The following is a 14,319-nucleotide window of genomic DNA, read 5'->3' on the forward strand; positions in this document are numbered from 1 at the left end:
ACCCTTGGAGGGACGCGTGACTCGGATGTGGCCGGACGGTAGGTACCCTCACGGCGGGGCGGTGAGCGCCGATGCCCGGTAGCCGTACGGGACGGCCTCCCGTCCAGCGGGCCGTCCGGCGCCCCCTCGTTCCCCGGCCGCCGAGCGACAACGGCGTACGGCGGCTCTACGTCCGCCTGAACAGGGCGTGGGACCGGCCGCTGACCGCGTACTACCTGATCCTCGGCGGCAGCCTGCTGATCACCGTGCTCGGTCTGGTGATGGTCTACTCGGCCTCGCAGATCACCGCGCTGCAGATGTCGCTGCCCGGGTCGTACTTCTTCCGCAAGCAGCTGCTGGCCGCGGTGATCGGCACGGGGCTGCTGTTCGCCGCCTCGCGCATGCCTGTGAAGCTGCACCGGGCGCTGGCCTACCCGATCCTCGCCGGAGCCGTCTTCATGATGGCGCTGGTCCAGGTCCCCGGGATAGGAGTCGCGGTCAACGGCAACCAGAACTGGATCGCCCTTGGCGGCTCCTTCCAGATTCAGCCCAGCGAGTTCGGCAAGCTCGCGCTGGTGCTGTGGGGCGCGGACCTGATCGCCCGCAAGGAGGACCGGAAGCTGCTGGCGCAGTGGAAGCACATGCTGGTGCCGCTCGTGCCGGTCGCCTTCATGCTGCTCGGGCTGATCATGCTGGGTGGCGACATGGGTACGGCGATCATCCTGTCGGCGATCCTGTTCGGCCTGCTGTGGCTGGCGGGGGCGCCGACCCGGCTGTTCGTGGGGGTCCTGTCGGTCGCCGGCCTGATCGGGCTGGTCCTCATCAAGACCAGCGCGAACCGCATGGCCCGCCTGCAGTGTCTTGGCGCCACCGAGCCGCGCAGCGGAGCCGTCGACTGCTGGCAGGCCGTGCACGGCATCTATGCGCTGGCCTCTGGCGGAATCTTCGGCTCCGGGCTCGGTGCGAGTGTGGAGAAATGGGGCCAACTCCCCGAAGCCCACACCGACTTCATCTTCGCCGTCACCGGTGAGGAACTGGGCCTGGCGGGGACGCTGTCGGTGCTCGCCCTCTTCGCGGCTCTAGGCTATGCGGGTATCCGCGTGGCCGGACGCACGGAGGACCGCTTCGTGAGGTATGCCGCGGGAGGCGTGACGACCTGGATCACCGCGCAAGCCGTGATCAACATCGGTGCGGTGCTCGGCCTGCTGCCGATCGCCGGCGTCCCCCTTCCGCTGTTCTCGTACGGAGGGTCCGCCCTGCTGCCGACCATGTTCGCCATCGGGCTGCTGATCGCGTTCGCGCGCGACGAGCCCGCTGCGCGGGCAGCGCTTTCCGTGCGGCAACCCCGCTTTGGTAGAAAGCGTGCGGGAGGCGCCGGCTCAGGCCGGGCGCCTCGGAGATGGAACACGATGAGACGGCGTGCCTCGGCGGCGCGCTCGTCCGGAGAGCGGTGAATTTCGGTGCATGTCGTACTCGCCGGTGGGGGGACCGCCGGCCACATCGAGCCCGCGCTCGCCCTCGCGGACGCCCTGCGCAGGCAGGACCCGACCGTGGGGATCACGGCCCTGGGCACGGAGCGGGGGCTTGAGACCACACTCGTTCCACAGCGGGGCTACGAGCTCGCGCTGATCCCCGCCGTGCCGCTGCCTCGCAAGCCCACGCCCGAGCTGATCACCGTCCCGGGCCGGCTGCGCGGCACGATCAAGGCGACCGAGCAGATCCTGGAGCGCACCAAGGCGGACGCGGTCGTCGGCTTCGGCGGCTATGTCGCCCTGCCCGGCTACCTCGCCGCCAAGCGCCTCGGGGTGCCGATCATCATCCACGAGGCCAACGCCCGCCCGGGTCTCGCCAACAAGATCGGCTCGCGCTACGCCGCCCAGGTCGCCGTCTCCACTCCGGACAGCAAGCTGCGCAACTCGCGCTACATCGGCATCCCGCTGCGCCGGACCATCGCCACCCTCGACCGCGCCGCGATGCGCCCGCAGGCCCGCGCCGCGTTCGGGCTCGACCCGAACCTGCCGACGCTGCTGGTCTCCGGCGGCTCGCAGGGCGCCCGCCGCCTCAACGAGGTCGTCCAGCAGGTCGCGCCCTGGCTCCAGCAGGCCGGAATCCAGATCCTGCACGCGGTCGGCCCGAAGAACGAACTGCCGCAAGTGCACCAGATGCCGGGAATGCCGCCCTACATCCCGGTAAGTTACCTGGACCGGATGGACCTCGCGTACGCCGCGGCCGACCTGATGCTCTGCCGTGCGGGTGCGATGACCGTCGCCGAACTCTCCGCCGTCGGACTCCCGGCCGCCTATGTCCCGCTGCCCATCGGCAACGGCGAACAGCGGCTGAACGCCCAGCCGGTGGTCAAGGCCGGCGGTGGACTGCTGGTCGACGACGCGGAACTGACGCCCGAGTGGGTGCAGCAGAACGTCCTGCCCGTGCTCGCCGACCCGCACCGGCTGTACGAGATGTCCCGCGCCGCAAGCGAGTTCGGCCGCCGGGACGCCGACGACCTGCTCGTCGGCATGGTGTACGAGGCGATCGCCTCGCACCGCCGCCAGTAACCGTATGACGGAGGGCAGGGAGCGTGGCCGGACCGACGACCGCCGAGCGCGGTGAACGCCAGCAGGAGTCGTCCGACCCGCCCCTCGCCCGGCGGTTGAGGGTGCGGAGACTTCGTACGATGATCATTCTTCTCGTCGTGCTCGTACTCCTCGGCGCAGGTTCCGTCTGGCTGCTGTACGGCTCCAAATGGCTGCGCGTGGAGCGCGTATCCGTCTCCGGGACCCGGGTGCTGACGCCCGCACAGGTTCTTGAGGCCGCCGACGTCCCCGTCGGGGCGCCGCTGATTTCCGTCGAGACCGATGCGATTGAGGCGCGGCTGCGCCGGAAATTGCCCCGAATTGACGTGGTTGAGGTGGACCGCTCCTGGCCCCGCGGAATCAGCCTCAAAGTGGCGGAGCGTACTCCGGTTCTGATTGTCCAAAAGGACGGAAAGTTCGTCGAAGTGGACAAGGAAGGCGTCCGATTCGCCACGGTTTCTGTGGCTCCGAAAGGCGTTCCCGCACTGGAATTGACGGTGTCCCGGTCGAGCTCCGCCGCCGCGAGTCTGCGCCGCTTCGGCGAGGCCCGTCTGATGCGGGAGGCGGTGCGCGTGGCCGACGCCCTGCCGGACGCCGTGGCGCGCGGTACCCAGGTCGTCAAGGTCCGTTCCTACGACGACATCTCACTCGTGTTGAGCGGCGGCACGACCGTCGCATGGGGGAGTGGCGAGAAGGGGGCCGCGAAGGCTCGCACACTCACCGCTCTCATGAAAGCCTCGCCGGATGCGCGGTACTTCGACGTCAGCGTTCCCACCGCCCCTGCGTCATCAGGGAGTTGACGCACATTCGCGCAGGCCAGCACCCTGGTTGGGCAGCGACATGGCTGATCACATAGGGTGAAAAGAAAAACGGGAGGTTCGGCGTGTTCGTTGAACGTGCGCCACTTGTCGACTTAGTGTCCTGTTCAGAAGACTTCAAGGAACAGACACACTGGTAACCCTAAACTTCAGGGTTAGGGTTCGGGTCGGCGCTACGGACCGTCCCATTCGGCATCAGTCGCGGTTCACGAAGCAGAGAGCTTCCCGTGATCCGACGACCCGTAACTCGAGGCGAGAGGCCTTCGACGTGGCAGCACCGCAGAACTACCTCGCAGTCATCAAAGTCATCGGTGTCGGCGGCGGTGGTGTCAATGCCATCAACCGGATGATCGAGGTCGGTCTCAAGGGCGTCGAGTTCATCGCTATCAACACCGACGCGCAAGCTCTGTTGATGAGCGACGCCGACGTCAAGCTCGACGTCGGCCGTGAACTCACCCGCGGACTCGGCGCCGGAGCCAACCCGGCCGTCGGCCGCAAGGCCGCCGAGGACCACCGCGAGGAGATCGAGGAGGTCCTCAAGGGGGCCGACATGGTCTTCGTGACGGCCGGTGAAGGCGGCGGCACCGGCACCGGCGGCGCGCCCGTCGTGGCCAACATCGCACGCTCGCTGGGCGCCCTCACCATCGGCGTGGTCACGCGCCCGTTCACCTTCGAGGGACGGCGTCGCGCCAACCAGGCCGAGGACGGCATCGCCGAACTCCGCGAAGAGGTCGACACCCTCATCGTCATCCCGAACGACCGGCTGCTGTCCATCTCGGACCGCCAGGTCTCGGTACTCGACGCCTTCAAGTCGGCCGACCAGGTCCTCCTCTCCGGTGTCCAGGGCATCACCGACCTCATCACCACCCCCGGCCTCATCAACCTCGACTTCGCCGACGTCAAGTCGGTCATGTCCGAGGCCGGTTCGGCCCTCATGGGCATCGGCTCGGCCCGTGGCGACGACCGCGCGGTGGCCGCAGCCGAGATGGCGATCTCCTCGCCGCTCCTGGAGGCGTCCATCGACGGCGCCCGGGGCGTGCTGCTCTCCATCTCCGGCGGCTCCGACCTCGGCCTGTTCGAGATCAACGAAGCGGCCCAGCTCGTCAGCGAGGCCGCCCACCCCGAGGCCAACATCATCTTCGGCGCGGTCATCGACGACGCCCTCGGCGACGAGGTCCGGGTCACCGTGATCGCGGCCGGCTTCGACGGCGGCCAGCCGCCGGCCCGCCGGGACAACGTCCTCGGCTCGACCTCCTCCTCTTCGTCCTCGGCCCGCCGCGAGGAGCCCGCTCCGGCACGGCAGACCGAGAGCCGCCCGTCGTTCGGCTCCCTCGGCAGCGTCACGCCGAAGGAGGAGGCCGAGCCCGAGCCGGAGCCGGTGGCCGACGTGCCGGCCGCCCCGCCGGTCCCGCCGTCCCGGACCTACGCCGACAGCGCGGCGGAGGAGCTGGACGTTCCGGACTTCCTTAAGTGATCCTTCTGACGTGATAGCACAGCGCGACATCGTGAGCGGCGCGCACTTCGCCTTCACCGACCGGTGGGGCGGGGTGAGCGCCGCTCCGTATGAGGAGCTCAACCTCGGTGGGGCGGTCGGGGACGACACCGACGCCGTACTGACCAACCGCGATCTCGCCGCCAAGTCGCTCGGGCTCGATCCGGGCCGGGTCGTCTGGATGAACCAGGTGCACGGCACGGACGTGGCGGTGGCCGACGGACCATGGCGTGATCGTCCGGTGCCCGATGTCGACGGGGTCGTCACGGCACAGCGGGGTCTCGCCCTCGCCGTCCTCACCGCCGACTGCGTGCCGGTCCTGCTGGCCGACCCGGTCGCGGGGATCGTCGCCGCGGCGCATGCGGGGCGGCCCGGCATGATCGCCGGGATCGTCCCGGCCGCGCTACGCGCGATGACCGACCTGGGTGCCGAGCCGTCCCGGATCGTCGCCCGCACCGGCCCGGCCGTCTGCGGACGGTGCTACGAGGTGCCGGAGGCGATGCGCGCCGAGGTGGCCGCCGGGGAGCCGACGGCGTACGCGGAGACGAGCTGGGGCACACCCGCGGTCGACGTGGCCGCCGGAGTGCACGCCCAGCTCGCGCGACTCGGGGTGCGCGACCGGGAGCAGTCGCCGGTCTGCACGCTGGAGTCGCAGGACCACTTCTCGTACCGCCGCGACCGCACCACCGGGAGACTCGCGGGATATGTCTGGTTGGACTGAGAGAGCATGACGGACCGTAAGGGCGAACTGGCCGCGAACCTCGCGAAGGTGGAGGAGCGGATCGCCGCCGCCTGCGCGGCAGCCGGGCGCGGGCGCGAGGAGGTGACCCTGATCGTGGTCACCAAGACCTACCCCGCGAGCGATGTGCGGATGCTGTCGGAGCTCGGCGTGCGTCATGTCGCCGAGAACCGCGATCAGGACGCGGCCCCGAAGGCCGCCGCGTGCTCGGATCTTCCCCTCGCGTGGCACTTTGTCGGTCAGTTGCAGACCAACAAGGTGCGATCCGTGGTCGGTTACGCGGATCTCGTGCAGTCCGTCGATCGTTCCAAGCTGGTGACGGCCCTGTCGAAGGAGGCCGTACGGCAGGAGCGGGAGGTGGGCTGCCTCATCCAGGTGGCGCTGGATGCGGGAGAGAGCGCGCGAGGCGAGAGGGGTGGTGTGGCGCCCGGCGGGGTCGCAGAGTTGGCCGACCTCGTCGCGAACGCTCCGGGGCTGCGGATGGACGGGCTCATGACCGTCGCGCCGCTCAGCGGGGAGTACGAGGGGCGCCAACAGGCGGCGTTCGAGCGCTTGATGGATTTGTCGACTGACCTGCGCCGCGCCCATCCGACTGCGAACATGGTGTCGGCAGGGATGAGTGCGGATCTCGAGGACGCCGTGGCGGCCGGAGCGACACATGTGCGCGTCGGCACCTCGGTACTCGGAGTCCGCCCCAGGCTCGGGTAACGTCGCCAAGAAGTCGGACCACAGCAGAAAATATGGTCAATGTCGCCGAAAGGCGGGCGTAACGACCGTGTGGATCGCGGGCATTTGGCAGTCGTCAGCCGATCCACCACAGAGCGGAGGACTCAGAGCATGGCCGGCGCGATGCGCAAGATGGCGGTCTACCTCGGCCTCGTGGAGGACGATGGGTACGACGGCCGGGGGTTCGACCCCGACGACGACTTCGAGCCCGAACTGGACCCGGAGCCCGAGCGGGACCATCGACGGCACGAGCCGTCCCACCAGTCCCACAATGCACATTCGCCCCAAAGGGACGAAGAGGTGCGAATCGTGCAGCCGCCCGCGCCGCGTGAACCCGTGGCCCGATCGACTTCGCTCCCCGCGGAATCCGGCCGTCCCGCGCGCATTGCGCCCGTGGCGTCTATCACACAAGAACGCGCAAGCCTGGAGAAGAACGCACCGGTGATCATGCCCAAGGTCGTGTCTGAACGAGAGCCGTACCGGATCACCACACTTCACCCGCGGACCTACAACGAGGCCCGTACCATCGGGGAACACTTCCGTGAAGGCACCCCGGTGATCATGAATCTGACTGAGATGGATGACACAGACGCGAAGCGACTTGTCGACTTTGCGGCAGGTTTGGTGTTTGGTCTTCACGGCAGCATCGAGCGGGTGACGCAGAAGGTGTTCCTGTTGTCGCCTGCTAACGTCGATGTCACGGCGGAGGACAAGGCCCGTATCGCAGAGGGCGGGTTCTTCAACCAGAGCTGAGACGCACCACCGGAAACAAACGCACGGATCAGGGAACAGGGGAGAGGGAAGCACCAGTCATGAGCGTGGTTCTGCAGGTTCTCTACATCGCGCTGATGGTTCTCCTCATCGTGCTCATCTTCCGGTTGGTCATGGACTATGTCTTCCAGTTCGCCCGCTCGTGGCAACCCGGCAAGGCGATGGTGGTCGTTCTGGAGGCCACCTACACTGTCACTGATCCACCGCTCAAGCTTCTGCGGCGGGTCATCCCGCCGCTGCGTCTCGGGGGCGTGGCGCTCGACCTGTCCTTCTTCGTATTGATGATCATCGTCTACATCCTGATCACGCTCGTGCGGAGCGCGATGTGAGCGATGTGAGAGATACGGTCTTGCCGACTGCCGACGACTACGTTGAGGTGAAGAGATGCCGTTGACCCCCGAGGACGTGCGGAACAAGCAGTTCACGACCGTCCGCCTCCGAGAAGGCTATGACGAGGACGAGGTCGATGCCTTCCTCGATGAGGTCGAAGCCGAACTGACCCGCCTGCTCCGCGAGAACGAGGACCTGCGCGCCAAGCTGGCCGCGGCCACGCGTGCTGCTGCCCAGAACCAGCAGAACATGCGCAAGCCCCCGGAGGGTCCCGGTGGCCCTCAGGACCAGCAGCAGGGCGGCATGCCGCAGGGCGGTATGCCCCAGCAGGGCATGCGCGGTCCCGGGGCTCCCGTCCCCGCTGGGATATCGGGCCCGCCGCAGCAGCAGATGGGTGGCCCCATGGGTGGTCCGCCCCAGCTGCCGAGCGGTGCCCCGCAGCTGCCCGCCGGTCCCGGCGGTCAGGGTGGCCCTCAGGGTCCCGGTCCGATGGGCCAGGGTCCGGGGCCGATGGGCCAGCCCCCCATGCAGCAGATGGGCGGCCCCATGGGCGGTCCTATGGGTGGCCCGATGGGCGGTCCCGGTCAGGGCGGCCCCGGTGGCGACAGCGCCGCGCGCGTTCTGTCGCTTGCCCAGCAGACCGCCGACCAGGCGATCGCCGAGGCCCGTTCCGAGGCCAACAAGATCGTCGGCGAGGCGCGTTCGCGTGCCGAGGGTCTCGAGCGTGACGCCCGTGCCAAGGCTGACGCCCTGGAGCGGGACGCGCAGGAGAAGCACCGTGTCGCGATGGGCTCCCTGGAGTCCGCCCGCGCCACGCTGGAGCGCAAGGTCGAGGACCTGCGTGGCTTCGAGCGCGAGTACCGCACGCGGCTGAAGTCCTACCTTGAGTCCCAGCTGCGCCAGCTGGAGACCCAGGCGGACGACTCGCTCGCCCCGCCGCGCACTCCGGCCACGGCTTCTCTCCCGCCGTCCCCGGCGCCTTCCATGGCTCCGGCCGGCGCGAGTGCCCCGTCGTACGGCGGCAACCAGACGATGGGCGGCGCCCCATCCCCGGCTGCTCCGTCCTACGGCGGTCAGCAGCAGATGTCCCCGGCGATGACCCAGCCGATGGCTCCGGTCCGGCCGCAGGGTCCCGGCCCGATGGGCCAGGCCCCGTCGCCGATGCGCGGGTTCCTCATCGACGAGGACGACAACTGACGGTTGGTAGTACGCCGTAGACGCTGGCAGCGTTCAGGGCGGGGCCCCGGATTCCGATCCGGGGCCCCGCCCTTTTGCTACGCGTGTTTACGGCCTCTGCGGTGTTTGTTCGGGGTTGGGCGGGGTGTCCGACGTACACAACGCCGAAGGCCCGGGCCGGCCAAGATTCTTTGGCGGCCCGGGCCTTCGGCGTGCTCTCCGGCGGAGCGCTACGCCTTGCGCAGGCGGAACGTGAGGGTCAGGCCCTCGTCCGTGAACGGCTCCCCGTAGGTGTCGTCCGCCTCACCCTGGGCGAAGTCCGTCGCCAGGACCTCGTCGGCGATGAGCTCGGCGTGGTCGCCGAGCGCCGCGATCGTCGCCGCGTCCGTCGCCGTCCAGCGGAGCGCGATGCGGTCGGCCACGTCCAGGCCGCTGTTCTTACGGGCCTCCTGGATCAGGCGGATCGCGTCACGGGCCAGGCCCGCGCGGCGCAACTCCTCAGTGATCTCAAGGTCCAGGGCCACCGTCGCGCCCGAGTCGGACGCCACGGACCAGCCCTCGCGCGGGGTCTCCGTGATGATCACCTCGTCGGGTGCGAGCGTGACCGTCTCGCCGTCGACCTCCACCGACGCCGTGCCCTCGCGCAGGGCCAACGACAGCGCCGCCGCGTCGGCGTTCGCGACGGCCTTGGCCACGTCCTGGACGCGCTTGCCGAAACGCTTGCCCAGGGCGCGGAAGTTGGCCTTCGCGGTCGTGTCGACGAGGGAGCCGCCGACCTCCGAGAGGGACGCGAGGGATGTGACGTTCAGCTCCTCCGTGATCTGCGCGTGCAGCTCGCGGTCGAGCGCGTCGAAGCCGGTCGCGGCGATGAGCGCACGCGACAGCGGCTGGCGGGTCTTCACGCCCGACTCCGCGCGCGTGGCGCGGCCCAGCTCCACCAGCCGGCGGACCAGGACCATCTGCTTCGACAGCTCCGGGTCGATCGCCGACAGATCCGCCTCCGGCCAGGACGCCAGATGCACCGACTCCGGCGCGTCCGGGTACACCGGCACGATCAGGTCCTGCCAGACCCGCTCGGTGATGAACGGGGTCAGCGGGGCCATCAGCTTGGTGATCGTCTCGACGACCTCGTGCAGGGTGCGCAGCGCCGCCTTGTCGCCCTGCCAGAAGCGGCGACGCGAGCGGCGGACGTACCAGTTCGACAGGTCGTCGACGAACGCCGAGAGCAGCTTGCCGGCGCGCTGGGTGTCGTACGCCTCCAGGGACTGGGTCACCTGGTCGGTCAGCGCGTGCAGTTCGGACAGCAGCCAGCGGTCCAGGACCGGACGGTCGGCGGGGGCCGGGTCGGCCGCGGACGGCGCCCAGTTGGACGTACGGGCGTACAGGGCCTGGAAGGCGACCGTGTTCCAGTACGTCAGGAGCGTCTTGCGGACGACCTCCTGGATCGTGCCGTGGCCCACGCGGCGTGCCGCCCACGGGGAGCCGCCTGCCGCCATGAACCAGCGCACCGCGTCCGCGCCGTGCTGGTCCATCAGCGGGATCGGCTGCAGGATGTTGCCCAGGTGCTTGGACATCTTGCGGCCGTCCTCGGCGAGGATGTGGCCGAGGCACACGACGTTCTCGTACGACGACTTGTCGAAGACCAGGGTGCCGACCGCCATCAGCGTGTAGAACCAGCCGCGGGTCTGGTCGATCGCCTCGGAGATGAACTGCGCCGGATACCGGCTCTCGAACAGCTCCTTGTTCTTGTACGGGTAGCCCCACTGCGCGAACGGCATCGAACCCGAGTCGTACCAGGCGTCGATGACCTCCGGCACGCGCGTGGCCGTCTGCCGGCACTGCGGGCAGGCGAAGGTCACGTCGTCGATGAACGGACGGTGCGGGTCAAGCTCGGACTGGTCGGTGCCCGTGAGCTCGCTGAGCTCCGCGCGGGAGCCGACGACCGTGAGGTGGTCGTCCTCGCAGCGCCAGATCGGCAGCGGGGTGCCCCAGTAGCGGTTGCGGGACAGCGCCCAGTCGATGTTGTTGTTCAGCCAGTCGCCGTACCGGCCGTGCTTGACCGTGTCCGGGAACCAGTTGGTCTTCTCGTTCTCCTCGAGGAGGCGGTCCTTGATGGCGGTCGTGCGGATGTACCAGGACGGCTGCGCGTAGTAGAGCAGCGCGGTGTGGCAGCGCCAGCAGTGCGGGTAGCTGTGCTCGTACGGGATGTGCTTGAAGAGCAGACCGCGCTGCTGGAGGTCCTCGGTGAGCTTTTCGTCCGCCTTCTTGAAGAAGACGCCGCCGACCAGGGGGACGTCCTCCTCGAAGGTGCCGTCCGGGCGGACCGGGTTCACGACGGGCAGGCCGTACGACCGGCAGACCTTGAGGTCGTCCTCACCGAAGGCGGGGGACTGGTGGACCAGGCCCGTACCGTCCTCGGTCGTGACGTACTCGGCGTTCACCACGTAGTGGGTGCCGCCCTCGGTCTCCGGGAACTCGACCAGCTCGAACGGGCGCTGATAGGTCCAGCGCTCCATCTCCGCGCCCGTGAAGGCCTGACCAGTGGTCTCCCAGCCCTCGCCGAGGGCCTTGGCGACCAGCGGCTCGGCGACGACGAGCTTCTCCTCGCCGTTCGTCGCGACGACGTAGGTCACCTCGGGGTGGGCGGCGACGGCCGTGTTGGAGACGAGAGTCCAGGGCGTGGTCGTCCATACCAGGAGCGCGGCCTCGCCGGCGAGCGGGCCGGAGGCGAGCGGGAAGCGGACGTACACGGACGGGTCCACAACCGTCTCGTAGCCCTGCGCCAGCTCGTGGTCGGACAGGCCGGTGCCGCAGCGGGGGCACCAGGGGGCGACGCGGTGGTCCTGGACGAGGAGGCCCTTGTTGAAGATCTCCTTGAGGGACCACCAGACGGACTCGATGTACTCGGGCTCCATCGTGACGTACGCGTCGTCGAGGTCGACCCAGTAGCCCATGCGGGTCGTCAGGTCGGCGAAGGCGTCGGTGTGGCGCAGCACGGAGTCGCGGCACTTGGCGTTGAACTCGGCGATGCCGAACGCCTCGATGTCCTTCTTGCCGCTGAAGCCGAGCTCCTTCTCGACCGCCAGCTCCACCGGCAGGCCGTGGCAGTCCCAGCCGGCCTTGCGGGCCACGTGGTAGCCGCGCATGGTGCGGAAGCGGGGGAAGACGTCCTTGAAGACGCGGGCCTCGATGTGGTGGGCGCCGGGCATGCCGTTGGCGGTGGGCGGGCCCTCGTAGAACACCCACTCGGGGCGGCCCTCGGACTGGTCCAGGCTCTTGGCGAAGATCTTCTGCTCGCGCCAGAAGTCGAGCACGGCGTGCTCGAGGGCGGGCAGGTCGACCTGGGCGGGTACCTGGCGGTACGTCGGCGTTGTCATCAGCGAGCTTCCTCCGGCGGACTTGCTGCCTTCCGTCCGGAGGGACGAGAGCCATGTCTTTCCTTACGCCGGTTTCGGCGCGCTCCCGCGGTACCACCCTCCTTGGCTCTCCGGCGCGGGGTGTGCGTCGGTGAGCCCCCTCATTGGGGTCGCGATGCCGGTTCTACTGGCCGCTGCTGTTCGGCTGCGGCTTTCTTCCGACGGCTCCGGGGTGATCTTCACGTCGCGCCTGCCCCCGGGCTTCCACCGTCCCCGGGTCGCTCTGGGCCGCGTACGCCGCTACTCGTCCCCATCCATGCTTTTCGCTCCGCCCAGTGTACGGCGCCGCGGGGACACCGGCCGACCGGATTTCCCGGTCCCCGGGGCGGGGATCGTGTTCGGGCCCGGATGACCCGAATGGCGCGGTACGTCTGTTCGGATTCTGGGACGTCCAGCTCGTCTGCATACCCGGCGGGGAGCTGGGCACAACGGATGCAGGTCCGGCGCGCTGCATGCGCGAGGCGGGCGAATCGGGCGGTGTGCCCCGTTGCCGCGGGACTCAAGTCGATTTATCGTCCCAGCACGATTCGCGAGCAAGATCACAATATGTGAAGGGGCCGCGGCATGGTGGCGAAGAAGACCGCCGTACAGCAGTCGGCGTCGGGCAGGTCCACCTATGCGATGGCCTCCGGCGGGGTGATGGCTTCGGGCGGTGCGGGTGTCGCCGGTGGGGTGGGTGCTTCCGGCGGGGTGATGGCCTCCGGCGGTGCGGCCAAGGATGTGGATGGGAAGAAGAGCGCGCGGGGTGGGGCCGCGGGGGCGCGGGGCGGGAAGGCGGTCAAGAGGACGGTGCGGGAGGTCGCCCGGGGCGGGGCGGGGGAGTCGGGCTCGGCTGACAGCGGGAGTGGTTCGAAGGCGGGTGCTTCGAAGAAGGGTGCGTCGGAGGGGGCCGGTGGGCCGACGGCGGGGAAGGGCGGGAAGGGGAGGGGCTCGAAGGCGACCAAGAAGGTGGGGGCGGTCAGGGCGGCTGCTGAGAAGGCGGTTGCGAAGGTGGTGGCTAAAGGGGCGGCGGGGGCGAAGTCAGGGACACCTACGGGGACTGCGGCTCAAGAGGCGGAGGCCAAGAGAGCCGCAGTGACGGCGCCAGGGAGCAGAGGGCCGGCGGCTCAGCGGGCGGCGACCGGGACGGCGGCGAACAGGGACTCTGTGGGTAAGGCTGCGGGGTCCGAGCGGCTGGCCGCTCAGGAGGCGGTGACCGGGGCGGCGGTGACTGGGGCGGCGGTGGTCGGGGCGGCTGCCGGTAGAGCGGCGGGGGCCAAGAAGGCGCGGTCCAAGAAGGCCGTGTCCGGGGGCAAGGCGGCCGAGGAATCGGCGGCGGACGAGGCGTCGGGAAAGAAGGCGGTCGCCATGGAAGCGGCAGCCGAGGGCACTGGAGCCAAGAAGGTAGCGGCGGCCCTGAAGAGCGCGGCCGAGAAGGGCGCGGCCAGGGCGAGTACGTCCAAGAAGGCTGTGGCCAAGGAAGGCGCCGCCAGGAAGGTGGCGGTGAGAGCGACCGTCGAGGAAGAAGCGGCTGAGGAGTCGGCGACCAAGAGGGCGGCTGGGCGCGTGGCAGCCGGCAGGGCGGCCGCTGGCGGGAAGGCAGCCGGTCGGCAGAAGGCTGCGAAGAAGGCGATCAGCCAGGTAGCGGGCGGAAAGACATCGGGCGGGAAGGCCGCGCCCGGCAAGACGGCGGCTCAGGGGGCATCTGCCGGGACGGCGTCCGCCGGTAAGGGGGCGACTGCCCAGGTCACGGTTGGTGCGAAGGCGGCTGAGTCTGGGAAGGAATCGGCCCGCGAGGCGTCGGCCGGTAAAGGGACGACTGCCCGGGTTGCGGGCGGCGACAAGGCGGGTGGGAAGGAATCGGCCGGCAAGGCGTCGGCCAGTAAGAGGGTGACCGAGCGCGTAGCGGCTGGCGACAAGGCGGTCGGGAAGAAGGCGGCCGGCAAGGCGTCGGCCGGCAAGAAGGTGGCCGGTCAGGTAGGCGCCGGCACGGAGGTGGCTGGCTCAGGGACGGCCGGTCAGGAAGCTCCCCGTCTGGGAGCGGTCGGTGCGAAGGCGGCCGGCAAGAAAGCCGCTCATGAACTGGAGGCGGCTGAGGAGGGCGCCCGGAAGGTGGCCAGCCAGGTCGTGGCCGGCAAGGAAGCGGTCGGTAAGGAAGCGGCCGGCAAGAGGGCGGCCGGGAAGGGTAGCCGGGGGAAGGCGGCCGGTGACGTCGTGGCCGGTAAGGAAGCGGTCGGTAAGGAAGCGGCCGGCAAGAGGGCGGCCGGGAAGGGTAGCCGGGGGAAGGCGGCCGGTGACGTCGTGGCCGGTAAGGAAGCGG

The 14,319-nt window shown here is 69.5% G+C and carries 11 protein-coding genes; 10 read left to right on the forward strand and 1 reads right to left on the reverse strand.

Going from position 1 to position 14,319, the window contains the following annotated elements; all coding sequences use genetic code 11:
- Positions 1–71: 71 nt before the first annotated feature.
- From ftsW to ACZ7L5_RS08070, 9 genes are all read left to right on the forward strand, one after another.
- Complete coding sequence (gene ftsW / locus ACZ7L5_RS08030; protein ID WP_362378216.1) at positions 72–1,433, forward strand: putative lipid II flippase FtsW; 1,362 nt, start codon at positions 72–74, stop codon at positions 1,431–1,433.
- Positions 1,434–1,439: 6 nt separating this feature from the next.
- Entirely contained in the window at positions 1,440–2,534 is a 1,095-nt protein-coding gene (murG, locus tag ACZ7L5_RS08035) for an undecaprenyldiphospho-muramoylpentapeptide beta-N-acetylglucosaminyltransferase (RefSeq protein WP_328882241.1), read from the forward strand.
- Positions 2,535–2,557: 23 nt separating this feature from the next.
- Positions 2,558–3,352, forward strand: a complete 795-nt coding sequence (locus tag ACZ7L5_RS08040) for a cell division protein FtsQ/DivIB (protein WP_467482933.1) — start codon at positions 2,558–2,560, stop codon at positions 3,350–3,352.
- A gap of 286 nt (positions 3,353–3,638) precedes the next feature.
- On the forward strand, positions 3,639–4,844 hold the full coding sequence (ftsZ, locus tag ACZ7L5_RS08045) for a cell division protein FtsZ (RefSeq protein WP_471515303.1): 1,206 nt from the start codon (positions 3,639–3,641) through the stop codon (positions 4,842–4,844).
- 10 nt (positions 4,845–4,854) lie between these two features.
- Entirely contained in the window at positions 4,855–5,583 is a 729-nt protein-coding gene (pgeF, locus tag ACZ7L5_RS08050) for a peptidoglycan editing factor PgeF (RefSeq protein ID WP_471515305.1), read from the forward strand.
- Between the two features lie 6 nt (positions 5,584–5,589).
- Positions 5,590–6,309, forward strand: coding sequence for a YggS family pyridoxal phosphate-dependent enzyme (locus tag ACZ7L5_RS08055; protein WP_365065160.1), 720 nt, complete (start codon positions 5,590–5,592; stop codon positions 6,307–6,309).
- A 129-nt stretch (positions 6,310–6,438) separates the two neighbouring features.
- The gene (locus tag ACZ7L5_RS08060; RefSeq protein ID WP_471515307.1) at positions 6,439–7,080 is read left to right on the forward strand and encodes a cell division protein SepF; all 642 of its coding nucleotides are present in this window, start codon (positions 6,439–6,441) and stop codon (positions 7,078–7,080) included.
- A gap of 59 nt (positions 7,081–7,139) precedes the next feature.
- Positions 7,140–7,427, forward strand: coding sequence for a YggT family protein (locus ACZ7L5_RS08065; RefSeq protein WP_328428366.1), 288 nt, complete (start codon positions 7,140–7,142; stop codon positions 7,425–7,427).
- A 55-nt stretch (positions 7,428–7,482) separates the two neighbouring features.
- Positions 7,483–8,625 (forward strand): DivIVA domain-containing protein, encoded by a 1,143-nt coding sequence (locus ACZ7L5_RS08070; RefSeq protein WP_363039255.1) that lies wholly within the window; start codon positions 7,483–7,485, stop codon positions 8,623–8,625.
- Between the two features lie 209 nt (positions 8,626–8,834).
- On the opposite strand, the gene ileS is transcribed toward ACZ7L5_RS08070, so the two are convergent.
- Positions 8,835–11,981 carry an isoleucine--tRNA ligase gene (gene ileS / locus ACZ7L5_RS08075; RefSeq protein WP_471515308.1) on the reverse strand — a complete coding sequence of 1,049 codons (3,147 nt, stop codon included), beginning with the start codon at positions 11,979–11,981 and terminating at the stop codon, positions 8,835–8,837.
- A gap of 603 nt (positions 11,982–12,584) precedes the next feature.
- On the opposite strand from ileS, the gene ACZ7L5_RS08080 reads away from it, so the two are divergent.
- A partial coding sequence (locus ACZ7L5_RS08080; RefSeq protein ID WP_471515309.1) for a hypothetical protein occupies positions 12,585–14,319 on the forward strand: 1,735 nt, incomplete at its 3' end.

The organism is Streptomyces sp. NPDC107528 (assembly GCF_055639295.1).

What these genes read in the sequence shown, in the direction of transcription:
- ACZ7L5_RS08055 (WP_365065160.1), top strand. Translation starts at nt 5,590, where the DNA reads ATGACGGACCGTAAGGGCGAACTGGCCGCGAACCTCGCGAAGGTGGAG.
- ACZ7L5_RS08070 (WP_363039255.1), top strand. Translation starts at nt 7,483, where the DNA reads ATGCCGTTGACCCCCGAGGACGTGCGGAACAAGCAGTTCACGACCGTC.
- ACZ7L5_RS08060 (WP_471515307.1), top strand. Translation starts at nt 6,439, where the DNA reads ATGGCCGGCGCGATGCGCAAGATGGCGGTCTACCTCGGCCTCGTGGAG.
- ftsW (WP_362378216.1), top strand. Translation starts at nt 72, where the DNA reads ATGCCCGGTAGCCGTACGGGACGGCCTCCCGTCCAGCGGGCCGTCCGG.
- ACZ7L5_RS08065 (WP_328428366.1), top strand. Translation starts at nt 7,140, where the DNA reads ATGAGCGTGGTTCTGCAGGTTCTCTACATCGCGCTGATGGTTCTCCTC.
- ileS (WP_471515308.1), bottom strand. Translation starts at nt 11,981, where the DNA reads ATGACAACGCCGACGTACCGCCAGGTACCCGCCCAGGTCGACCTGCCC.